The organism is Streptomyces sp. NPDC036984, assembly GCF_055607665.1.
Map to the genome: position 1 here is coordinate 424,043 of NZ_JBVJRL010000002.1, position 21,145 is coordinate 445,187.

The 21,145-nt window shown below is 72.1% G+C and carries 20 protein-coding genes; 10 read left to right on the top strand and 10 right to left on the bottom strand.

Annotated elements, in window-relative coordinates:
• The first annotated feature begins 8 nt into the window (after positions 1-8).
• Positions 9-1,547, top strand: a complete 1,539-nt coding sequence (locus ACZ7DL_RS05945; protein ID WP_470771710.1) for an MFS transporter — start codon at positions 9-11, stop codon at positions 1,545-1,547.
• A 10-nt stretch (positions 1,548-1,557) separates the two neighbouring features.
• Here ACZ7DL_RS05945 and ACZ7DL_RS05950 read toward each other — a convergent pair whose 3' ends face one another.
• Entirely contained in the window at positions 1,558-2,067 is a 510-nt protein-coding gene (locus ACZ7DL_RS05950) for a MarR family winged helix-turn-helix transcriptional regulator (protein WP_470771712.1), read from the bottom strand.
• A 115-nt stretch (positions 2,068-2,182) separates the two neighbouring features.
• Between ACZ7DL_RS05950 and ACZ7DL_RS05955 the strand changes: the two genes are divergently transcribed.
• The gene (locus ACZ7DL_RS05955) at positions 2,183-2,974 is read left to right on the top strand and encodes a dioxygenase family protein (RefSeq protein ID WP_470771714.1); all 792 of its coding nucleotides are present in this window, start codon (positions 2,183-2,185) and stop codon (positions 2,972-2,974) included.
• A 1-nt stretch (position 2,975) separates the two neighbouring features.
• Here the strand turns inward: ACZ7DL_RS05955 and ACZ7DL_RS05960 are convergent, their stop codons facing one another.
• Positions 2,976-3,491: a GNAT family N-acetyltransferase gene (locus ACZ7DL_RS05960; protein WP_470771989.1), complete on the bottom strand. Its 516-nt coding sequence runs from the start codon at positions 3,489-3,491 to the stop codon at positions 2,976-2,978.
• Between the two features lie 196 nt (positions 3,492-3,687).
• Here ACZ7DL_RS05960 and ACZ7DL_RS05965 point away from each other — a divergent pair, with 196 nt between their 5' ends.
• Entirely contained in the window at positions 3,688-4,686 is a 999-nt protein-coding gene (locus ACZ7DL_RS05965) for a sigma-70 family RNA polymerase sigma factor (protein ID WP_470771715.1), read from the top strand.
• Positions 4,687-5,320: 634 nt separating this feature from the next.
• On the top strand, positions 5,321-6,016 hold the full coding sequence (locus ACZ7DL_RS05970; RefSeq protein WP_470771716.1) for a TetR/AcrR family transcriptional regulator: 696 nt from the start codon (positions 5,321-5,323) through the stop codon (positions 6,014-6,016).
• Between the two features lie 78 nt (positions 6,017-6,094).
• Here the strand turns inward: ACZ7DL_RS05970 and ACZ7DL_RS05975 are convergent, their stop codons facing one another.
• The gene (locus ACZ7DL_RS05975; protein ID WP_470771718.1) at positions 6,095-7,063 is read right to left on the bottom strand and encodes a helix-turn-helix transcriptional regulator; all 969 of its coding nucleotides are present in this window, start codon (positions 7,061-7,063) and stop codon (positions 6,095-6,097) included.
• Between the two features lie 62 nt (positions 7,064-7,125).
• Between ACZ7DL_RS05975 and ACZ7DL_RS05980 the strand changes: the two genes are divergently transcribed.
• The 5 genes from ACZ7DL_RS05980 to ACZ7DL_RS06000 all read left to right on the top strand — a co-directional run bounded on the left by ACZ7DL_RS05980 (position 7,126) and on the right by ACZ7DL_RS06000 (position 13,574).
• Entirely contained in the window at positions 7,126-8,634 is a 1,509-nt protein-coding gene (locus ACZ7DL_RS05980) for an MFS transporter (protein ID WP_470771720.1), read from the top strand.
• Positions 8,635-8,921: 287 nt separating this feature from the next.
• Positions 8,922-9,683: a DeoR/GlpR family DNA-binding transcription regulator gene (locus ACZ7DL_RS05985; protein WP_470771721.1), complete on the top strand. Its 762-nt coding sequence runs from the start codon at positions 8,922-8,924 to the stop codon at positions 9,681-9,683.
• Positions 9,680-10,627 (top strand): 1-phosphofructokinase, encoded by a 948-nt coding sequence (gene pfkB / locus ACZ7DL_RS05990; RefSeq protein ID WP_470771722.1) that lies wholly within the window; start codon positions 9,680-9,682, stop codon positions 10,625-10,627. Before ACZ7DL_RS05985 ends, pfkB begins: the two co-directional genes overlap by 4 nt.
• A gap of 284 nt (positions 10,628-10,911) precedes the next feature.
• Positions 10,912-13,200, top strand: coding sequence for a PTS fructose transporter subunit IIABC (locus ACZ7DL_RS05995; RefSeq protein ID WP_470771724.1), 2,289 nt, complete (start codon positions 10,912-10,914; stop codon positions 13,198-13,200).
• Positions 13,201-13,322: 122 nt separating this feature from the next.
• The gene (locus tag ACZ7DL_RS06000) at positions 13,323-13,574 is read left to right on the top strand and encodes a hypothetical protein (RefSeq protein ID WP_470771725.1); all 252 of its coding nucleotides are present in this window, start codon (positions 13,323-13,325) and stop codon (positions 13,572-13,574) included.
• A gap of 100 nt (positions 13,575-13,674) precedes the next feature.
• On the opposite strand, the gene ACZ7DL_RS06005 is transcribed toward ACZ7DL_RS06000, so the two are convergent.
• The 4 genes from ACZ7DL_RS06005 to ACZ7DL_RS06020 all read right to left on the bottom strand — a co-directional run bounded on the left by ACZ7DL_RS06005 (position 13,675) and on the right by ACZ7DL_RS06020 (position 18,277).
• Entirely contained in the window at positions 13,675-14,421 is a 747-nt protein-coding gene (locus ACZ7DL_RS06005) for a DUF6227 family protein (RefSeq protein WP_470771726.1), read from the bottom strand.
• Between the two features lie 157 nt (positions 14,422-14,578).
• A complete protein-coding gene (locus tag ACZ7DL_RS06010) occupies positions 14,579-15,799 on the bottom strand; it encodes a L,D-transpeptidase (RefSeq protein ID WP_470771728.1) in 1,221 nt (406 codons plus the stop codon).
• 171 nt (positions 15,800-15,970) lie between these two features.
• Positions 15,971-16,996, bottom strand: coding sequence for a P1 family peptidase (locus tag ACZ7DL_RS06015; protein ID WP_470771729.1), 1,026 nt, complete (start codon positions 16,994-16,996; stop codon positions 15,971-15,973).
• 42 nt (positions 16,997-17,038) lie between these two features.
• On the bottom strand, positions 17,039-18,277 hold the full coding sequence (locus ACZ7DL_RS06020) for a low temperature requirement protein A (protein WP_470771730.1): 1,239 nt from the start codon (positions 18,275-18,277) through the stop codon (positions 17,039-17,041).
• A gap of 183 nt (positions 18,278-18,460) precedes the next feature.
• Between ACZ7DL_RS06020 and ACZ7DL_RS06025 the strand changes: the two genes are divergently transcribed.
• Positions 18,461-18,637 carry a hypothetical protein gene (locus ACZ7DL_RS06025; RefSeq protein ID WP_470771732.1) on the top strand — a complete coding sequence of 59 codons (177 nt, stop codon included), beginning with the start codon at positions 18,461-18,463 and terminating at the stop codon, positions 18,635-18,637.
• A gap of 20 nt (positions 18,638-18,657) precedes the next feature.
• Here ACZ7DL_RS06025 and mscL read toward each other — a convergent pair whose 3' ends face one another.
• The 3 genes from mscL to ACZ7DL_RS06040 form a co-directional block, all read right to left on the bottom strand.
• Entirely contained in the window at positions 18,658-19,134 is a 477-nt protein-coding gene (gene mscL, locus ACZ7DL_RS06030; RefSeq protein WP_470771734.1) for a large conductance mechanosensitive channel protein MscL, read from the bottom strand.
• 138 nt (positions 19,135-19,272) lie between these two features.
• Positions 19,273-19,926, bottom strand: coding sequence for a hypothetical protein (locus ACZ7DL_RS06035; protein WP_470771735.1), 654 nt, complete (start codon positions 19,924-19,926; stop codon positions 19,273-19,275).
• A gap of 320 nt (positions 19,927-20,246) precedes the next feature.
• Positions 20,247-21,080 (bottom strand): S-methyl-5'-thioadenosine phosphorylase, encoded by an 834-nt coding sequence (locus ACZ7DL_RS06040; protein ID WP_470771736.1) that lies wholly within the window; start codon positions 21,078-21,080, stop codon positions 20,247-20,249.
• Positions 21,081-21,145 lie beyond the last annotated feature (65 nt).

Below are 21,145 nucleotides of genomic sequence, written 5' to 3' on the forward strand. Positions count from 1 at the left end.
GTATCCCCATGTCCGAAACAGCCCTCAAGGCTCCCGGCGCCGCCGCCCCGAGCGGTGACGCCAACCGCTGGAAGGCGCTCGTCTTCATCGCGCTCGCCCAGCTGATGGTCGTCCTCGACGCCACCATCGTGAACATCGCCCTGCCCGCCGCCCAGCAGGACCTGGGCATATCCGACGGCAACAAGCAGTGGGTGATCACGGCCTACGCCCTCGCCTTCGGCGGTCTGCTCCTCTTCGGCGGCCGGATCGCCGACCTGTGGGGCCGCAAGCGCACCTTCGTGCTCGGTCTGGCCGGCTTCGCCGCCGCTTCCGCGCTCGGCGGTGCCGCCACCACCGGCGCGATGATGTTCGGCGCCCGCGCCCTCCAGGGCGTGTTCGGCGCGCTGCTCGCCCCGGCCGCCCTGTCCCTGCTCGCGGTGATGTTCACCGACGCCAAGGAGCGTGCCAAGGCGTTCGGCATCTACGGCGCGATCGCGGGCGGCGGCGGTGCCGTCGGCCTGATCCTCGGCGGTTTCCTCACCGAGTACCTGGACTGGCGCTGGACCTTCTTCGTGAACGTCCCGTTCGCCGTGGTCGCCGCGGCCGGCGCCTACTTCGTCATCCGCGAGCCGGAGGGCGGCCGCAACCGCAACCCGCTCGACATCCCGGGCGTCCTGCTGTCCACCCTCGGCCTCGTCGCCCTCGTGTACGGCTTCACCCGCGCCGAGTCCGACGGCTGGGGCGACACGGTGACCGTGTCGATGTTCGTCGCGTCCGTGGTGCTGCTGGTCGCGTTCGTGGTCGTGGAGGCGAATGTCAAGGCCCCGCTGCTGCCGCTGCGCGTGGTGACCGACCGCAACCGCGGCGGCATCTACCTCTCGCTGGGTCTCGCGATCATCGGCATGTTCGGCCTGTTCCTCTTCCTGACCTACTACCTGCAGATCGTCAAGGGCTACTCGCCGGTCAAGACCGGCTTCGCGTTCCTGCCGATGGTGGCCGGCATGATCACCGGCTCCACCCAGATCGGCACCCGGCTGATGAACCGCGTCCCGGCCCGCCTGCTGATGGGCCCCGGCTTCCTGGCCGCAGCCGTCGGCATGCTGCTGCTGACCCAGCTGGAGATCGACTCCTCGTACCTCGCCCTGCTGCTGCCCGCGATGGTGCTGCTCGGCCTCGGCATGGGTACGGCGTTCATGCCGGCGATGTCGCTGGCCACTCAGGGCGTCGAGCCCCGGGACGCCGGTGTCGCCTCCGCCATGGTCAACACCTCCCAGCAGGTGGGTGGCGCGATCGGCACCGCCCTGCTGAACACCATCGCCGCCTCGGCGACCACCTCGTACGTCAAGGACCACATCGCCTCCGCCGCTGCCAAGCCGCAGCAGGAGCTGGTGAAGCTCCAGGGCATGGTGCACGGCTACAGCATCGCGATCTGGTTCGCCGTCGGCATTCTGACGGCCGCCGCCCTGATCGCCTTCACCTTCGTCAACGCCGGCCGTCCCGATTCCACCGCGGTGATCTCCGGTGAGGGCATCGAGGACGAGGTGCCGGTGCCGGTGGTGGCCCACTGACCGTGAGCCGTTAGCGGAGCCAAGGCAGGTCCGCACCCGCTTCGTTGGGCTGGAGGCCCTCGGTGACGATCTCCATGATCTCGCCGAGGGCCTTCTGCTGTTCCGGACTCAGCCGCTCGAACAGCGCCTGCCGCACGGCGGTCACATGACCGGGCGCGGTGCGCCGCAGCACCTCGTGGCCCTCATCGGTGAGCACGGCGAACTGGCCGCGCTTGTCGGAGGGGCAGTCCTCCCGGCGCACCCAGCCGTTCTTCTCCAGCCGGGCGATCGCGTGCGAGAGCCGGGAGCGGGTGATCTTCGCCTGCATCGCCAGCTCGGTCATCCGCAGCCGGCGGCGCGGCGCCTCGGCGAGGCCGACCAGGAGGCCGTAGTAGATGTGCGGCATGCCCGCGTCGCGCTGAAGCTGCCGGTCGAGGTGGTCCTCCAGCAGGGTGGTGGCGTGCAGATAGGCGCGCCAGATGCGCTGTTCCTCGTCGGTGAGCCAGCGGTGCCGTGCGGCGGAATCCGGTGCCGTGTTCATGTGTCCACTGTACGAGGCACCTTCTTGAAACTTGAACAAATGTGGCGCTATGGCGTAGGGTGTCGGATAGAGCTTGAGAGTTAAAGGATCTGCTCGATCAACCGGAGCCGCCGCGATGTCCGCCACCTCCCAGGAGCGCATGCCCGCCCTGTATCTCAGCCACGGCGCCCCGCCGCTCGCCGACGACCCGGTCTGGCCCGGTCAGCTCGCCGCCTGGTCCGCCCAGCTGCCCCGCCCCCGGGCGGTCCTCATGGTCTCCGCCCACTGGGAGGAGGCTCCGCTCGCCCTCGGCGCGGTCGAGACCGTGCCTCTCGTGTACGACTTCTGGGGCTTCCCGGAGCACTACTACCGGGTCCGGTACGCCGCCCCCGGCGCCCCGGCGCTCGCCGACTCCGTGCGCAAGCTGCTGCGCGCCCCCGGCATCCCGGTCCAGGACATCCCCGTCCGGGGCCTCGATCACGGCGCCTACGTCCCCCTGGTCGAGATGTACCCGGCCGCCGACATCCCCGTCCTCCAGATCTCCCTGCCCACCCTGGACCCGGTCCGCCTGATGGACGTCGGCCGCAAGCTCGCCCCCTTGCGCGACGAGGGCGTGCTGATCGTCGGCTCCGGTTTCTTCACCCACAACCTCGCCGCACTGCGGTACGCCGGCCGGGGGGTGCCGAGCTGGTCGTCCGAGTTCGACGACTGGGGCCGGCGGGCCCTGGAGGCCCGCGACTGGGACGCCCTCCTCGACTTCCTGGACAAGGCCCCGGCCGGCCGCTACGCCCACCCGCGCACCGAACACTTCGCCCCGCTCTTCGTCACCATGGGCGCGGCGGAGGCCGGCGGTGAGCTGGATGCGCAGAAGTCGGTGATCGACGGGTTCTGGATGGGGATGGCGAAGCGGTCGGTGCAGTTCGGCTGAGCTAGAGCCGCTTCTCGTACCAGGCCACGTCCCAGTAGCGGCCGAACTTGCGGCCCACTTCGCGGTACGTGCCGACGTGACGGAAGCCGAAGCGCGCGTGCAGCCGCTCGGACGCCTCGTTGGGCTGGGCGATGCCCGCGTAGGCGCGGTGTACGTCCTCCTCGGTCAAGGCGTCGAACAGGGCGCCGTAGAGCAGTGTGCCGATCCCGCGCCGGCCGGCGTCCGGGGCGACGTACACCGAGGTCTCCACGGACGTCACGTACGCGGGCTTCGGCCGGTAAGGGCTGGATGTGGCGTACCCGAGAATCTCCTGTGACTCCGCGTCCGTGGCAACCATCAGCCGGTGCGGGCCGTCTTCCGGGTGGGAGAGCAGCCAAGGGCGGCGCTCTTCCGGAGAGAAGATCGCGGTATCGAATGTGATGGCCGTCTCACGTACATAGTGGTTGTAGATCGCGGTGAGGGCTTCGAGGTCCCCCTCGATTCCCGGCCTGACCTGCACCTCATTACGTTCCGGCAGCATCTCGCCTCCCCGCGTGGCGGAACAGGGTACTGCATGATCAGAAAATTCGGGGGGTGGGTGGGAATTCTGTCCGGATTCCAGTCGTTGTTCCCCACGGATGCAGGGCACTCGGAGAGAGTCCCAGTGACAGGTCCCCTCAGTGCCGAGCGTTCGCCAGGACCACCCGCCAGCCCACCATCGCAAGGGAGCACGCATGGCAACCCGTGCCGTCGCCCGTCGTCAGTCCGCCACCGGCGAGACGGCCGACTCGGCAAGCAGTGTTCGCGCTCATGGCGGCGAGATCGCAGACCGCGACCTGGTCGGCATGTACCTCGACGAGATCGCGCGTACGCCGCTGCTCGACGCCGCAAAGGAGGTCGAGCTGTCCCAGACCATCGAGGCGGGTGTGTTCGCGAGGCAGGTCCTCGACGGCTACGAGGAGACTCACGCGGACGCCACCCGTGAGGAACTCGAAGCGCTGGTCGCCGAGGGGGAGCGGGCCAAGGACGTCTTCATCCGCTCCAATCTCCGCCTGGTCGTCGCGGTCGCCCGGCGCTACCCGCGCAGCGGCCTGCCGCTGCTCGACCTGATCCAGGAGGGCAACGCCGGCCTGGTGCGCGCCGTCGAGAAGTTCGACTACCGCAAGGGCTTCAAGTTCTCGACGTACGCCACCTGGTGGATCCGGCAGGCCATCACCCGCTCCATCGCCGACCAGTCCCGCACGATCCGGCTCCCCGTCCACCTGGTGGAGGAGCTGGGCCGTATCCGCCGCGTCCAGCGCGAGTTCAACCGCGAGAACGGCCGGGACCCGGAGCCCGCGGAGATCGCCGCGGAGCTGGGCTCCACGCCGGAGCGCGTCATCGACGTCCTCGACTGGGCCCGCGACCCGGTCTCGCTGAACATGTCGGTGGACGACGAGGGCGAGACGCAGTTCGGCGACCTGCTGGAGGACACCTCGGCGGTCTCCCCCGAGCAGTCCGTGCTCACCCTGCTGCGCAGCGAGGAACTGGACGACCTGATCGGCCGCCTGGACCAGCGCACGGCCTCCATCATCAAGATGCGCTACGGCATCGACGACGGCCGCGAGCGCACCCTGACCGAGGTGGGCAAGGAGCACGGTCTGACCCGCGAGCGCATCCGCCAGATCGAGAAGCACGCCCTGCTCGAACTGAAGAAGCTGGCCCGCGACACCGGCTTCGACGCGGCGGCGTAACGGGCACGGCGGAGTGCCGTAGCGGCCGTACGGCAGGCGGCCGCCCGCTCCTGCGGCGGCGCCGGGTGCCGGGTGTACGGCCGGAAGGGCGGCCCTGCTACGGCAGGGTGAAGTGAGGGTGTGCGCTGCGGTGGGTGCCGCGCTCGCGGTGCCACGGCGTGCCGGGTCTACGGCGCCCCCCGCGCGGCGCGCACGCCCGGTGGCGAAAGACGGCGCAAAGATGGCGTGGTCCCGTCGCTTCAACCCCGAGGCCCGCGGGAAAAACCCTTGCGGGCCCGGGAAAGGGCCCCGCGAACCGCACTCCGGACCGCACTCCCCACCCCCACCGCACCCCGGCCCACGCGGGCCGACCCCACGCGAGCCACGTCCCGACGCAATCCCCCCCCGGCGCCGGGACCTTCCGAGCCGGGCTTCGGCGCCTACCCCCCCCGGGCGCCGGAGCCCGGCCTCTTCTTGTGCGTTTCCCGCGGCATGCACGCCGGGCCGGTTCTTGCGCGTTTCCGGAGCCGTGCACGTCGGGCCCGGCGGTGGGCGCCAGTGGCGGAACATGCTGGAGCGGCGGCCCACCCCGTACCTGAACCCCGGGGTGGACCGCCGGATGGCAGATTCTGCCATACGGGCATAGCCTGCCGGGATGAGCACCACCCCCGGCCCCGCCCACCAGCCGTTTTCCGCCTCCGCGCCGGTCTCCCTCACCGAGCGCCGCAAGGCCGAGACCCGGATGGAGATCGCCCGGGCGGCGGCGGCCCTCTTCGTCCAGCAGGGCCTGCGGGCGACACGCGCCGAGGACATCGCCCAGGCCGCGGGCATCGCCCCCCGCACCTTCTACCGCTACTTCGCCACCAAGGAGGAGGCGGTGGCCCCCCTCTACGCGGCCGGTGCCCAACGCTGGACCGAGGCGGTCCGCACGGCCCCGGCCGAGCTGTCCCTCCCGCAGGCCCTGGAGCACGCCGTCCAGCACACCCTCACGCCCGGCATGGGCGTCTCGGCCGCGTCCTGGGAATGGCTGCGCACCCTCATCCGCCTGGCCGACAGCAGCCCGGCCCTGCGCAAGGTCTGGGCGGAGGTGTGCCAGGCGTCGGAGGGGGCGCTCGGGGAGATCCTGGCGGGGCGACTGGCCGGCCCCGAGCCGACGGCCGACGGCACGGTCGCGGCGCCGATCACCCCTCGGCTCCGCTTCGCCGCCGCCGTGGCCGGTGCCGCCGTCCGCGTGGCCGTGGAGTCCTGGGCGTCCACGGCCTCCCCGCCCGCCGGTGCGGAGGGGCCGGCGGCCCTGGCCCTGCGCAACCTGGAGGCATTGCGCGGCTTCGACTGGGGGGAAAGGCGCTAACCGGCCGTCCGCAGGCGCACCCTTCAGGACGCCGACCGGCATACGGCTTCCCGCGCTCCGTCGGCCTCGACCGACCGCTCAGGCGCTGTCGCCCGCCCGGCTCAAGCGCGCCCCCAACTCCCGTACGCACGCTGCCAGCTCATCCGGCTCGTGCACCGCGAAGTCGTACCCCACCATCGCCAGCCGCGCCGCCAGCCACTCCATGGGATCCCCGGTGGTCCCGCGCAGCACACAGCCGCCCTCGCCGTCGTCCTCGGGCGTCGCGAGCCACGCCGGGATGCGCGCGGCCACCGATGCTGCCGGCGCGGTGAAGCGCACCGCGAACGCGTAGGTCTCCTGACGCCGTTGGATCGACCGGCGCAGATACTCCGCCGCGCTGCCCGTCGGCAACTCCCGCGGGGTGAACCGCACTCCGGTCGCGAACGGCTCGCTCACCCGGTCCACCCGGAAGGTGCGCCAGTCCGCCCGGTCGAGGTCGTACGCGACCAGGTACCAGCGTCGCCCGGTGGACACCAGCCGGTGCGGCTCGGTCAGCCGCCGGGACTCGCCGCCCTCCTTGTCCCGGTAGGCGAACCGCAGCCGCTCCTGCCCGGCCACCGTCGACGCCATCACGGTCAGCGTCTCCGGCGCGATGCTCGGCCCGTCCCCGCTGGTCAGAGGGGTCGTCGCGGCCTGGAGAGCGGAGACGCGGTGGCGCAGCCGGGCCGGCAGTACCTGCTCCAGCTTCGCGAGGGCCCGTACGGAGGCCTCCTCCACCCCTTCGACCGCGTGCCCGGCCCCGGCGCGCAGCCCGACCGCGATCGCCACCGCCTCCTCGTCGTCCAGGACCAGCGGCGGCATCGCCTTGCCCGCCACCAGCCGGTAGCCGCCGTCGGCACCCTTCGTGGCCTGCACGGGATAGCCCAGCTCGCGCAGCCGGTCGATGTCCCGCCGCACTGTGCGCCGGGAGACCCCGAGCCGTCCGGCCAGCTCACCGCCGGGCCACTCGCGCGGGGTCTGGAGCAGGGAGAGCAGCTGAAGCAGCCGAGCCGGTGTGTCCGTCGTCATGCGTACGAGAATGCCGCACCAATAGGACACGATCTGACCTAATCGGGCTCTACGGTCCTTCCATGACCCCGAACGACAGCAACCCCGATCCGGCGGCCGACCGGACCCGCTGGCTGGCCCTGGCCATCGTCATGGCCGCCGCCTTCATGGACCTGGTGGACGTGACCATCGTCAACATCGCCATCCCGTCCATCGAGCGGAGCGAGCACGCCTCGGTCAGCCAGATCCAGTGGATAACCGCCGGCTACGCCCTCGCCTTCGCCGCCGGCCTGATCACCGGTGGCCGGCTCGGCGACATCCACGGCCGTAAGCGGCTGTTCCTCATCGGCATCGGCGGCTTCACCCTCGCCTCCGCGCTGTGCGGCTTCGCCGTGAACCCGGAGATGCTGGTCGCCTCCCGCATCCTCCAGGGCGGCATGGCCGCGCTGATGGTGCCGCAGGTGCTGTCGATCGTGCACGCCACCTTCCCGGCGAACGAACGCGGCAAGGTGTTCGGCCTGTTCGGCGCGATCGTCGGTCTCGGCGCGGTCTCCGGCCCGCTGCTGGGCGCGCTGCTGACGGAGTGGAACCTGTTCGGCCTCGGATGGCGCCCGATCTTCCTCATCAACCTGCCGGTCGGGATCGCGGCCTGGCTGCTCGGCAACCGCTTCATCACCGAGTCCAAGGCCCCCAAGGCGCTGAAGCTGGACCTCGTCGGCGTCACCCTGGTCTCGCTCGGCCTGCTGATGCTGCTCTACCCGCTCACCCGCGGACGCGAGCTGGGCTGGCCGCTGTGGGGGTACGTCTCGATGGGCGGCGCCCTCGTCGTCTTCGCGGCGCTGGTGGCGTACGAGCGGCGCAAGGCGGCCCGGGACGGCTCCCCGCTGGTCGAGCTGTCGCTGTTCCGCGTGAAGAGTTTCGCCGCCGGTATCGCCGTACAGACCGTCTTCGGCATCGCGCTCGGCATCTTCTTCCTGGTCTGGACGCTGTACATGCAGATCGGCCTGGGCTGGAGCCCGCTGCGGGCGGGGCTGACCGGGGTGCCGTTCTCGATCGCGGTGTCCACGGCGGCCGGACTGTCGGTGCAGCAGCTGGTCCCGCGGTTCGGCCGGAAGGTGCTCCAGGCGGGCGCGCTGGTGATGGGCGTCGGCGTGCTGCTCTACCTGTGGGCGGCCCACCGCTACGGCCTCGGAATCGCCTCCTGGCAGATGGCCCTGCCGCTGGTCGTGATGGGCGTCGGCATGGGGCTGATCGTCGCCCCGCTGACCGACGCGGTGCTCTCGGAGGTGCCGCGCGAGCACGCCGGTTCCGCGTCGGGACTGATCAACACCGTGCAGCAGATGGGCAACGCGCTCGGACTGGGCCTCGTGTCGGTCGTGTTCTACGGGGAGATCGGTGACCGGCTGACCCCGGCGCAGGTCGGCCCGGCCTTCGTGCACGCCTTTCAGCACGCGCTGTGGTGGGTCGCCGGGATCATGGGCGTGATCCTCCTACTGATGACCGCGCTGCCGAAGCGGCCGGCGCAGCATGTGGAGGGAGCGGCCGGAGCGGAGCCCACGGTGGTGGGGAAGGAACCCGAGCTGGCGCTCTGACCAGGCACGACGAGGGCCCGGTACCGACCTGGTACCGGGCCCTCGTCGCTGTCCGGACGGCAGCGGGGGCCGGCCGATGTCCTGGCGGCAGCGGCAGCGGCATCCGGTCCGTTGTCCGGGCGGCAGCGGGGCGCGGCCGTTGTCCTGGCAGCGGCGGAAGTCCGTTCATGCCCGATCTCGGCCCGAACCTGTTTACTTTCCGGAAAACCGGACGTACTCTCGTTGTGAAACCACACGTTCGGGCATGGCATCGGAAACGGTCGGACATCGAGGCGGAGGCGAACGGAATGTACGCACCGGAGCGGCAGCAGGAGATCCTCCGGCTCGCGCGTGACGGCGGCCGGGTGGACGTGCTGTCGCTGGCCGAGGAGTTCCAGGTCACCGCGGAGACGATCCGCCGTGATCTGAAGGCCCTCGACCGCGCCGGCCTGGTCCGGCGGGTGCACGGCGGTGCCATCCCGGTCGGCCGCCTCGATTTCGAACCCGACCTCGCCGAGCGCGAGTCGACCGCCGCCGACGAGAAGGACCGCATCGCCAAGGCCGCCCTCGCCGAGCTGCCGGCCGAGGGCACGATGATCCTCGACGCCGGTACGACCGTGGCGCGGGTGGCGGCGGCGATCCCGCTGGAGACCTCCCTCACCGTCGTCACGCACAGCCTGCCCATAGCCGCCCGTCTCGCCGACCATCCGGGCATCCAGCTCCACCTGGTCGGCGGCCGCGTACGGCACCGCACGCGCGCCGCCGTGGACGCCTGGGCGCTCCGCGCGTACGGCGAGATCCGGGCCGACGTCCTGTTCGTCGCCGCCAACGGCTTCTCCGCCGAGCACGGGCTGACCACCCCCGACCTCGCCGAGGCCGCGGTCAAGCGCGCGGCCGTCGCCGCCGCCCGCCGCGTGATCCTCCTCGCCGACTCCGCCAAGCACGGCCAGGAGCACTTCGCCCGCTTCGGCGACCTGGGCGATGTGGACCTGCTGATCACCGACAGCGGGCTGAGCCCCGAAGACGCCGCCGCCATCGAGCGCGGCGGCACGGAAGTGGTGCGCGCATGATCCTCACCGTCACCCCCAACCCGTCCCTCGACCGCACCTACGAGGTCCCCGCCCTGGAGCGCGGCGAGGTCATCCGCGCCACCGGCGAGCGCATGGACCCCGGCGGCAAGGGCGTGAACGTCTCGCGCGCCGTGGCGGCCGCCGGCCGGCGCACGGTCGCGGTCCTGCCCCTCGGTGGTGCGCCGGGGGCGCTCGTCGCCGAACTGCTCGACGCGCAGGGCATCGAGGTCGCGCCGGTCCCGGTGGCCGGCGCCACCCGGTCCAACATCGCGCTCGCGGAGTCCGACGGGGTGCTCACCAAGATCAACGCGCCGGGGCCGGACCTGTCCGCGGAGGAACAGGAACTGCTTCTGGAGACGGTCCGCGAACAGTCGCGTGAGGCCGACTGGATCGCGTGCTGCGGCAGCCTGCCCCGGGGGCTCGCACCGTCCTGGTACGCCGACGTCGTCACGCGGGCGCACGCCGGAGGCGCGCGCATCGCGCTGGACACCTCGGGGCGGGCGCTCCAGGAGGCGCTGCGCGCACGACCCGACGTGGTGAAGCCGAACGCCGAGGAACTCGCGGAAGCCGTCGCGCGCCCCCTGGCGACCGTGGGCGACGCGCTCAAGGCGGCCGAGGAGGTACGCGCGATGGGCGCACGCGCCGTCCTCGCCAGCCTGGGCGCCGACGGCCAGCTGCTGGTGTCGGACACCGGCGCCTGGTTCGGCAGGGCGCGGGTGTCCGCCGTCCGCAGCAACGTCGGCGCCGGCGACGCCTCCCTCGCCGGCTTCCTCATCGCCGGTGGCACCGGCCCCGAGGCCCTGGCCTCCGCCGTCGCCCACGGCGCCGCCGCCGTCCAGCTTCCCGGCAGCCTGATGCCGACCCCCGCCGACCTCGATCCGGCGGCGGTGACGGTGACGGACGACATCCCCCTCGACCACGAACTGACGGAGCCGGTGTCATGAACTCTTTCGCACTCCGTGGCACCCGCCCGGGAACCCGACATCTGGGCGCACGGCCCGTACCCGCACGCCCGGGCGTACCCATCCCACCGGCCCCCAAGCGGCAAGGCTCCCCGTTACTCGCCGCGACCAGCGGCGGCACGGCCGGCTGAACCGCCGTACCGCCCCGGGATGCGGGGTTTCCCCGGCCCCGCCTCCCGCCCCCACCGCTCCCCTCCCCACCGCACCCCCGTCCCCACCCCCGCCCACCCCTCTCCCCGGGCGATACGCGTGCATAGGAGCCCGCGATGAGCGACATGATCACCGCGAACCTGGTCGACCTCGACCTGTCCGCCGACACCAAGGAAGCGGCGGCCCGTGCCCTCGCCGCGCGCATGGTGGCCCAGGGCCGGGTGACCGACCTGGAGGGCTTCCTGGCCGACGTGGCCGCCCGCGAGGCCCAGATGCCGACCGGGCTCGACGGCGGCATCGGCATTCCGCACTGTCGCAGCGCCCATGTGACCGAGCCGACCCTCGCCTTCGGCCGCAGCGCCGCCGGCATCGACTTCGGCGCGGCGGACGGTCCGGCCGACCTGATCTTCCTGATCGCGGCCCCCGCCGGCGCCGACGACGCCCACCTGACGATCCTGTCCTCTCTCGCCCGCCAGCTGATGAACGCCGACTTCACCTCCGCCCTGCGGGCGGTGAGCCACGCGGAGACGGCCGCGGCACTGATCCGGGGCGACGAGGCGCCGTCCGGCGAGGAAGCGCGGGGGGCTGTCGGGAGTGCGGGAAACGGGAGTGCCGGCGCGGGCGCGGGCGCCGGTGGCGCATCGGACGCCCGGGGCGCCGATGGCTCCGTGAGCGCCGGCGGTGCGGGCTCCGGTGCGGGCGCCGGCGGTGCGCCGAGCGCCGGGGGCGCGCAGGGTACCGGGAGCACCGACTCGGGCGCCATGGGCGCCTCCGACGACACCGCTGCGACGCCGGTGGCGGCCTCCGCCGGCGCCGCAGCGGGCAGCACGGCCCCGGCCCCGGGCGCGACCGTCACGGACGGATCCGCCCCGGCGCCGGGTGCCACACCCGACTCCGGTGAGCGCCCCTTCCGGATCGTCGCCGTCACCTCCTGCCCGACCGGCATCGCCCACACCTACATGGCGGCCGAGTCCCTGGAGAACGCCGGTCGTGACGCGGGCGTCGAGCTGGTCGTCGAGACGCAGGGCTCGGCCGGCTTCACCCGGCTGGACCCGGCGGTGATCGCGGCGGCGGACGGCGTGATCTTCGCGCACGACATCGCCGTACGCGACAAGGACCGCTTCGCGGGCAAGCCGACCGTCGACGTGGGCGTGAAGGCGGGCATCAACCGCCCCGCCGAACTCATCGCGGAAGTCCGCGAGAAGGCGGCGCGCGGCGAGGCGAGCGCCCCGGCGCGCGCCTCGGACGGCACGCCGGTCGAGCGCGCGGGCGACTCCACCGAGGGCTACGGCACCAAGCTCCGCAAGTGGCTGATGTCCGGCGTCAGCTACATGGTCCCGTTCGTCGCCGCGGGCGGTCTCCTCATCGCCCTGGGCTTCGCGATCGGGGGCTACAAGATCAACAAGGCGCCGTCGGTGATGGACCACTTCATGTGGACCCAGGCCGACAGTTGGGGCGCGCTGCTGTTCCAGATCGGCGTGGTGTCCTTCGGCTTCCTGGTCCCGGTCCTGGCCGGCTACATCGCCTACGGCATGGCCGACCGGCCCGGTCTCGTCCCCGGCTTCGTCGGCGGCGCGATCTCGGTGACCATCAACGCCGGCTTCCTCGGCGGTCTGGCGGCCGGTCTGATCGCCGGTGGCGTGGTGTTGGCGATCCAGAAGGTCGACATCCCGGGGGCCTTGCGCGGCATCATGCCCGTGGTGGTGATCCCGCTGATCTCCGCGGCGATCGTCGGATTCCTGATGTTCGTCGTGATCGGCAAGCCCATCGCCACCGCCCAGAAGGGGCTGACCGACTGGCTGAACGGTCTCACCGGCACCAACGCCCTCCTGCTCGGCGGCCTGCTCGGCCTGATGATGTGCTTCGACCTCGGCGGCCCGGTCAACAAGGTCGCCTACACCTTCGCCACCGCCGGCATCGCCGTCGCCAACCCCGGCGACTCCGCAATGAAGATCATGGCCGCGGTGATGGCGGCCGGCATGGTCCCGCCGCTGGCGATGGCCCTGGCCACCGCCGTGCGCGGCAAGCTCTTCACCCCGACCGAGCGCGAGAACGGCAAGGCCGCCTGGGTTCTCGGCGCGTCCTTCATCTCCGAGGGCGCGATCCCGTTCGCGGCGGCCGACCCGCTGCGGGTCATCCCGTCCTCCATGGTGGGCGGCGCGCTCACCGGCGCCCTGTCGATGGGCTTCGGCGCCACCCTGCGCGCCCCGCACGGCGGCATCTTCGTGGTCCCGCTGATCGGCAACCCGTTCCTGTACCTGGTGGCCATCGCGGCCGGTGTCTGCGTCACCACCGCCCTGGTGGTCCTGCTCAAGGGCATGCGCAAGCAGACCCCCGAGCCCACGGCCCCCGCCACGGACCCGGCCACCGCACCGAAGGAGACCAGGCAGCCGATAGCGGCCTGACCGCCGCGACTCGGGCGGGCCGGCGCCTTGTCCCTTTAGTTCGCTGTGAGTTGTTCACGGCACCTGCGAGATACATCACGGTCCGGGGTCAAAGTCCCGGACCGTGGTGTGTACTGGGGTGTATGCCTGGACATGTCTCGACTCTCCAGTGGGCCGGTGCGGTCGTCCTCACCCTGGCCGGTGCGGCCTGGGCGATCGGCGTCCTGCGCCTGCTGCGCCGCTTCCGCGCGCAGTCCCTCCGAGAGCTCCCGGCTGCTCATCTCCCGGCGTTTCCGTCCCAGCCGCAGGCCGGACCCGCGCTGGAGAGAGTCGAACTGACCCCCGCGGAGCAGGACGCCTTCGCCGGACTGGTACGGCGGCTCGGCGGCCGCTGACCGGAGGTGCGCTCCGCGTCACCCCGTCCCGCCCCGCCCGCACACGGCGGATGTGCGGGCGGAAGGTACACCCCTGGGCGCGCCTTCGCCGCTGCCCCTGCTACCCCTGTCGTGCCGCGCGCCGCTCCATGGCGTCCCGGGCGGCGTTCTCCGACATGTAGACCTCGCACATGTGCCGCCCGTCGGGCGTCGCCGTGTGCTCGACCTCCCACAGGGAGACCTCGGTGCCGTCCGGCAGCAGGAAGGCGTGCTCGTACAGCGCGTAGCTCAGCCGCATCCGGCCGGCCCGCCCGGGCCGGCCGAACGCCTGAGTGATCTCGTGCGCGGTCGCCGTCGCCAGCAGCGCGGCCGTCTCCGCGTCGGGCCGGTCGGGGTTCTCTGCACGGCGCAGAAGCCGGCGCGCGTGGTCCGCCGAGTCCTCGGAGGCGAACACGTGCCGGGGCTCGGGCACCGCCCACAGCCGCATCAGCGCGGGCAGCTCGAACTCCCGCGTGTCCGGCGGCAGCCCGAGCCGTGCCGTGGCGGCGTGCAGCTCCTCCTCGTCGGCGTACACCTCGTGCTCCGGGGCGCTGCCGGGCGTGGGGTTGTGCACGAGCTCCCACAGCGTGACCGCCGAGCCGTCGACGAGCAGCCAGGTGTGCCGGTACGTCTCACGGTGCAGCCCCGCGCTGTGATACGCGCAGTGCAGCGAACTGTCGGCCGCCAGCGCGCAGTCGAGCCGCCTTATCACCTCGTCGGGCAGCTCGAAGGAGTTCAGGGCACGGCCGAGGAGTCGCGCGAGATGCTCCTCCGGAGACTCGGGCGACTCGGCTGGTTCGTACGCTGCGGTCTCGTACGGAACGCTCAAGACATCTCCCGGCGTTGCTGCATGTCACCTTGTGGGTGCATACCGTAGCCCCTCGGTCGGACATCATGTCCGGGAACCGAGAAAACGTACGCCGGGAAAACACGGGGGCCGCGCGAAAAGTTCCCGCGCGGCCCGCCGTACCGTCAAAACCGGCCGCTCAGGCGGCACTTCCCGCGGTCCAGGCGCTCCAGGACATGTTCCAGCCGTTGAGCCCGTTGTCCGGGGCGACCGTCGTGTCCGGGGAGTTCTTCACGATCACGACGTCCCCGATGAGCGAGTTGTCGTAGAACCACTTGGCCGACGTGGCGCCCTGCGCCCCCTGCGCGTCCGCGAGCCCGACACAGCCGTGGCTGGTGCCCTCCCGGCCGAAGGGCGGGTTGCCCTTGTTGTACCAGTAGTTGCCGTGGATGAACGTCCCCGACGTCGTCAGCCGCATCGCGTGCGGCACGTCCGGGATGTCGTACTCCCCGCCGAAGCCGACGGTCGAGCCGTTCATACGAGTCTGCACGAACTTCTCGGCGATCACCATCTGCCCGTTGTAGGTGGTGTGCTGCGCGCTGCCCGCCGAGATCGGCACCGCCTTGAGGGTCTTGCCGTCCCGCACGACCGTCATCGTCTGCGTGTTGACGTCGACCGTGGAGACCTGCGACCGCCCGATGGTGAAGGAGACGGTCTTCTTCTGCACCCCGTAGACGCCCTTCGCGCCCTGGACGCCGTCCAGGGCGATGTTCATCGTGACCTTGGATCCGGCCTTCCAGTACTCCTGCGGCCGGAAGTCGAGCCGCCGGTCCCCGAACCAGTGCCCGACCACCTGCTGGCCGCTGCTGGAGTTGACCGTGATGTGCGACTGCACGGCCTTCTTGTCGGTGATCGACTTGTCGAAGGTGAACGACACCGGCATGCCCACCCCGACCGTCGCGCCGTTGTCCGGCGTGTAGGTGCCGATGAAGCTGTCGGATGAGGTGACGGTGGTGAAGATGGAGTTGGCCGCCGCCGTACGCCCCTCGGAGTCCTTGGCGGTCGCGTTTATCTCGTACTTCGTCCCGCGCTCCAGCTGCTGCTTCGGCTTCCAGCTGCCGCCGTCCGCCGATATCGCCCCTGGCACGGCCTGACCCGACCCCGCCACGGTCATCTTCACGTCGGTCAGCTTCCCGCTGCTGACCTTCACGCCGGTGGCGTTGATGGACGCTCCGGTCGACCCGTCCTTCGCCGATATCGCGATCTTCGCCGTCGACGTCTTCGGGGAGTCCTTGCCGCCCTTGCCGTCGTCGTTGTTCGCGTTGGCGCTGCCGCCGCAGGCGGTCAGGGTGAGGGCGCCGACCATCAGGGCGGCACAGGCCCCGAGTGCGCGCCGCGCTGTAATGTCCGGCGTTGTCACGGGCTGCTCCAGGGTGGTGTGATGTGCGTGATCCGTTCCAGTGCGTGAAGAAAGAGGGCGCCGACGCCGGGGAAGGTTCCCTCCGGCTCCCGTGAACGCCATCACGTGACAGAACCGCGACAATCCCCACGCACAAGACCCCGCGCCCGGCCCCTGGTTGCCCTCGGCCCCCTACACCCTCCCGTACAACTCCCCGTACGACGGCCACACCCCTCCCGGCCCGCCGACCGACTCGGCGGCGCGCACGGCCCGTACGATCGCGCGGGTCACGAGATCCGCGCCGGCTTCCAGGACGTCGTTGAGCGCCAAGGGGTGCGCCCGCAGCGGGCGCGCGCCGGTCGCCAGGGCGAACACCGTGTCCCCGTCGTGCAGGAGGTGCACCGGCCGCACGGCGCGCGCGATGCCGTCGTGCGCGGTACCGGCCAGCTTCTGCGCCTGTGCCTTGGTGAGGTCCGCGTCCGTCGCGACCACCGCCAGCGTCGTGTTGAGCGGTGCCGGTGCGTTCCCGGCGGCGGCCTCGTCCAGGCGCCGCCGCGCGGCCTCGTGCACGCGCCCCTCCGGGTACTCCACCCGCCCCTGGAACAACTCCCCGTACAGCACCCCCGTTTCCGGATCCATCACCGATCCCGCCGCGTTCGCGACCACCAGCGCCGCCACGGTGATCCCCGACTCCAGCACCGTGCTCGCGGTGCCCACCCCGCCCTTGAGCCGTCCGGCGACGGCGCCCGTGCCGGCGCCGACACACCCCTCCGGCACCGGCGCGCCCGGTGCACTCGCCGCCGCGGCCTCAACCGCCGCGCGTCCTGTCGCCGCGTCCGGCCGCGCGCGGAAGTCGCCGCCGCGCCCCAGATCGAAGACGCACGCGGCGGGCACCACCGGCACGACCTGCGCCGGATCCACCCCCACCGGCACGCCACGACTCTGCTCCTCGAGCCAGGCCATCACCCCGGACGCCGCATCGAGCCCGTAGGCGCTGCCCCCGGTCAGCACGACCGCGTCGACCTTCTGCACCACATTGCGCGGGTCGAGCGCGTCGGTCTCCTTGGTGCCGGGGCCGCCGCCGCGCACGTCCACGGCGGCGACGGCGCCGCCCTCGGGCGCGAGGACGACCGTGGTGCCGGTGAGCCAGCCCTCGCCGGCGCGGGTGGCGTGCCCCACCCGGAGCCCGGCGACATCCGTCAATGAGTCAGCTGTCATGGACGCCAGTCTGGCCCAGCCGGACACGCCGCTCGGCAGGACTCAGTCGGCCGCCGCGGTGGCGTCCGCTACGCGCTGCCGGCCGGCCGTGCGGTGTGTCAGGGTCACCCCGGTGGCCACCGCGGCCGAGGACACGAGCCCCGCCGCGAGCACCGCCCAGTCGCCCAGGAAGGTGCAGCAGATGACCAGCAGCGCCGTGACCGGCAGCACCAGCTGCTGGGCCAGGCCCACCTTGAAGTGACGCGAGTGCAGCGCCCACACGGTCAGCAGGTACAGCGCCGTCGGCAGGGTGACGGCCGCCGAGGCGGACAGGGTGGAGATGTGTGCCGTGCCGACCGCCTGTTCCACGGCCACCTCCAGACCCGCGCCGATGGCCGCCGCCGAGGCGAACACCAGGTAGTGGCCGTAGCCCCAGACGAACGCCCGGCTGCTGGAGCGCAGGTGACCGTGGATGGGCACCACGAAGTAGATCCACCACGCGGAGAAGACGATCAGCAGCCCGCCCGCCGCGATGGGCAGCAGCTCGGTCAGCGCGCTGTGCTCGTCCACGGCCGACTTCACGGCGACCGTGGCCGCGGCGATCGTCTCGCCGAGCACGATGATCGTGAACAGGCCGTACCGCTCGGCGATGTGGTGCGGATGCCAGGCCGTCTCGTGGTCCTTCTCGGCATACAGCGGCACGCACAGTTCCGCGATCGCCATCACCAGGAACACCCAGGGCCGGGCCGGCCCGGGCAGCACCACCAGGCCGAGCCAGCCGATCTGGCACAGCAGCACGCCGCCCGCGTACCGCAGCGCCGTGGTGCGCTCGGCGCCCGTGGCCGATCTCGCGGCTCTCAGCCACTGCGCGGCCATCGCCAGCCGCATGATCACATAGCCGAGCCAGACCAGCAGGAAGTCATGGTGGGTGAAGGCCCGCGAGATGCCGGCGGCCAGGACCAGGACGCCGGCGATCTGCACCAGGGTGACGACCCGGTAGAGCGCGTCGTCGTTGTCGTACGCCGAGGCGAACCAGCTGAAGTTCATCCAGGCCCACCAGATGGCGAAGAAGGCCATCGCGTAGTTGAGGATCCCGTCGCCGGTGTGCCCCTCGGCGACGGAGTGCACCAGTTGCACGCCGGCCTGCGCGATCGCCACGACGAAGCACAGGTCGAAGAAGAGCTCCAGCGGGGAGGCGACGCGATGCGCCTCGTCGCGCCCGCGCGCGGTGAGCCGTCGCAGCGGGCCGGAGGGCTGCGGTGCGCCCGAGGGGGCGGGCGCCGGAGCGGAACTCGACGTCATGGTTCCCAGCACAGCAGAAAACCGGCGCAAAATCTTGTGAACAGGTTCACAAGCGCTGGGCGGGCCGTCGCTCCGGCGAAACGCCCAGCTCGGCAGGGGCTTCACGAGCCCCGGCCGGGGTTTACCGAACGCGCCACCCGGCTCCCGGACGGGCCGCTGGGGCGAGAGCCGTACCCTTGGGGCATGAGCACCGCCCCCGAGCCCGAGTCGCGCGACCCGAAGCCCGCGCTGGTCTTCGACGACCCGCTGGACCAGCAGTCCTCGGACGACACCGACCGCGGGTGGGGCGATCGCTCGGACCGCGACAGCGCCGCCGACCTGAGGCGCTTCCTCGACGAGAAGCCGCCCCACCACCTCTGAGCCGCCCGCGGGGAGCGCCGCTAGCGCTCGTCGTGCCCGGACGTGCGCTGCGCGACCAGCGCGTCGCGGATCTCCTTGAGCACCTCCAGCTCGGTCACCTCCATGACCTCCTTCGTGCCTTCCCGCGCCGCCTTGCGGGCCGCCTGCCGGGCCAGGTACTTCGACATGGGCAGCACCATCAGGAAGTACACCACCGCCGCGGTGATCACGAAGGTGAGCGTGGCCCCCAGAACGGAGCCCCACAGGATCGGCACACCGCTCTTGATCGTGCCGTCCGCGGTCACCTGGCAGGGGTCCTTCAGGCAGGAGCTGTAGCTGTCGAGACTCTGCGTGCCGATCGCTCCGACCAGCGGGTTGATGAGCCCCTTCACCACCGCGTTGACGATGTTCGTGAAGGCGGCGCCGATGACCACCGCGACCGCCAGATCGATGACGTTGCCGCGCATCAGGAAGGCCTTGAAGCCCTGCCAGACGCTCGCTTCCTTCTTCGCGCTCACCTCGGGGACTCTCCTCGCATGCACAGGGTGTGGAACGAAACGCTCCGCAACCTACGGCACGGTGCGGCCGTCCTGTCCAGTTCCCTGGCTCGATCGCGGTGCTCGCCGGCGAGCCGCCGCGCACACGTCCCCTTCGGTTCAGCACAGCGTCACCGCCAGGCGGGCGGTGACGCTCGCGCCGACGAGCCGTGCCGCCGAGGCCCGCGGCACCGACAGCACGACCAGCGCCCCGCTCTCGGCCGCTCCGTCCAGCGGCTCCGGCACCTTCGTCACCCGTACACCGCGGGCGAGCACCCGGGCACCGCCCCCGGCCGACGGGTCCTGTGCGGCGATGACGTCGACGCGGTCGCCGGGCCGCAGGAGCCGCACCGTGGCGGCGTCGGCGATCCGCACCGGCGCCGTCACCACGTCCACCGGCGCCGTCACCGCGTCCCCCGGCGCGTGCCGTGGTACGGGCTCCGTGGTCCGGTGCCCGCGGGGCCGCTCCGCGCCGTGCGGTTCCGGGCCGGTGCGGGGACCGGCGGCCACGAGCGCCACCGCGGTCACCGCGAGGCCGGCCGCGATGGCCCGCCGGCGGTGCCGTACGAGCCGTTCCAGCCGATACCGCCCGCCGCGCACCCGCACCGGATCGAACGAGGGCACCTCGCAGGTCGGCGGGGCGTCCGTGCCCAGCGGGCGCGGAAGCCGGAGGGGCGGCGGGAACGGGGAGCGAGTGGGCGGGCGGCCCGGGGGAGAGAGCGAGAGCGGAGTCGGGGAGCTCGGGAACGACAGGGACGACGGGGACGAAGGCATGGGGATCACCGCCTGCGACGAGGAATTTCGGCGTGCGATGCCACGATGGGGCCTCGCGCCGAGTCCCGCCGGGGCCGGTGGATCACCGACGGATTGTGGACAACTCGCTCACCTGAACGAGCACCTCCGCCCCCCGAGGAGCACCTCCGCTCCCCGGGCAAGCAGCTCCGTTCCCCGGCGAGCAGCTCTACCCCCCGACGAGCAGCTCCGCCTCGAACGGCAGCTCCGAGCGGCACCCCCGCCCCGAACGAGCGGCTCCGCCCGCTGTCCCCGTTCTCTTCGCTCCCTGTTCTCTCCGCTCCCCGCTCTCCCCGCCCCCGCTACGGCAGCTCGAACCCCGGATCCATCCCGCCGAGGGCGTTCACGCACAGGCAGTCCCGCGCGCCGGTCTCCGGCAGTGCCGCCACCGCGTCGAACAGCACACCCCGCAGCCGGTCCACGTTGGCCGCGAACACCCGCAGCACCTCCTCGTGCGAGACGCCCTCGCCGGTCTCGGCGCCCGCGTCGAGGTCGGTGACCAGGGTCAGAGACGTGTAGCAGAGCTCCAGCTCGCGGGCGAGCGCCGCCTCGGGATGGCCGGTCATGCCCACCACCGACCAGCCCTGCGCCTGGTGCCACAACGATTCCGCACGCGTCGAGAAGCGCGGCCCTTCGACCACGACCAGCGTGCCGCCGTCCACCGGTTCCCAGTCCCGTCCGTGGGCCGCCTTCAGCGCCGCGGCCCGCCCGGTGGGGCAGTAGGGGTCGGCCATGGACACGTGCACGACGTTCGGCACGGTGCCGTCGGGCAGCGGCAGCCCGTCGAAGTACGTCTGCGCCCTGGTCTTCGTACGGTCCACGAACTGGTCCGGCACGAGCAGGGTGCCCGGGCCGTACTCGGGACGCAGCCCGCCCACCGCGCAGGGACCGAGAACCTGGCGGACGCCGACCGAGCGCAGGGCCCACAGATTGGCGCGGTAGTTGATGCGGTGCGGCGGCAGGTGGTGGCCGCGCCCGTGCCGGGGCAGGAAGGCGACCCGCCGGCCGGCGATCTCGCCGAGGAAGAGGGAGTCGCTGGGCGCCCCGTAGGGGGTGTCCACCTGGACCTCGGTCACGTCCTCGAGGAAGGAGTAGAAACCCGAGCCGCCGATTACGCCGATCTCTGCGTTCGCCATGACCAGCACACTAGCGGGCCGTGAAACGGCCGGGGAGCCGGTGCCGGAGAACGCCGAAGCCCCTG

Excerpts from the sequence above, each read along its gene's own strand:
- ACZ7DL_RS05945 (WP_470771710.1), top strand. The coding sequence starts at position 9 with ATGTCCGAAACAGCCCTCAAGGCTCCCGGCGCCGCCGCCCCGAGCGGT.
- ACZ7DL_RS05950 (WP_470771712.1), bottom strand. The coding sequence starts at position 2,067 with ATGAACACGGCACCGGATTCCGCCGCACGGCACCGCTGGCTCACCGAC.
- ACZ7DL_RS05955 (WP_470771714.1), top strand. The coding sequence starts at position 2,183 with ATGTCCGCCACCTCCCAGGAGCGCATGCCCGCCCTGTATCTCAGCCAC.
- ACZ7DL_RS05965 (WP_470771715.1), top strand. The coding sequence starts at position 3,688 with ATGGCAACCCGTGCCGTCGCCCGTCGTCAGTCCGCCACCGGCGAGACG.
- ACZ7DL_RS05970 (WP_470771716.1), top strand. The coding sequence starts at position 5,321 with ATGAGCACCACCCCCGGCCCCGCCCACCAGCCGTTTTCCGCCTCCGCG.
- ACZ7DL_RS05975 (WP_470771718.1), bottom strand. The coding sequence starts at position 7,063 with ATGACGACGGACACACCGGCTCGGCTGCTTCAGCTGCTCTCCCTGCTC.
- ACZ7DL_RS05980 (WP_470771720.1), top strand. The coding sequence starts at position 7,126 with ATGACCCCGAACGACAGCAACCCCGATCCGGCGGCCGACCGGACCCGC.
- ACZ7DL_RS05985 (WP_470771721.1), top strand. The coding sequence starts at position 8,922 with ATGTACGCACCGGAGCGGCAGCAGGAGATCCTCCGGCTCGCGCGTGAC.
- pfkB (WP_470771722.1), top strand. The coding sequence starts at position 9,680 with ATGATCCTCACCGTCACCCCCAACCCGTCCCTCGACCGCACCTACGAG.
- ACZ7DL_RS05995 (WP_470771724.1), top strand. The coding sequence starts at position 10,912 with ATGAGCGACATGATCACCGCGAACCTGGTCGACCTCGACCTGTCCGCC.
- ACZ7DL_RS06000 (WP_470771725.1), top strand. The coding sequence starts at position 13,323 with ATGCCTGGACATGTCTCGACTCTCCAGTGGGCCGGTGCGGTCGTCCTC.
- ACZ7DL_RS06015 (WP_470771729.1), bottom strand. The coding sequence starts at position 16,996 with ATGACAGCTGACTCATTGACGGATGTCGCCGGGCTCCGGGTGGGGCAC.
- ACZ7DL_RS06020 (WP_470771730.1), bottom strand. The coding sequence starts at position 18,277 with ATGACGTCGAGTTCCGCTCCGGCGCCCGCCCCCTCGGGCGCACCGCAG.
- ACZ7DL_RS06025 (WP_470771732.1), top strand. The coding sequence starts at position 18,461 with ATGAGCACCGCCCCCGAGCCCGAGTCGCGCGACCCGAAGCCCGCGCTG.
- ACZ7DL_RS06035 (WP_470771735.1), bottom strand. The coding sequence starts at position 19,926 with ATGCCTTCGTCCCCGTCGTCCCTGTCGTTCCCGAGCTCCCCGACTCCG.
- ACZ7DL_RS06040 (WP_470771736.1), bottom strand. The coding sequence starts at position 21,080 with ATGGCGAACGCAGAGATCGGCGTAATCGGCGGCTCGGGTTTCTACTCC.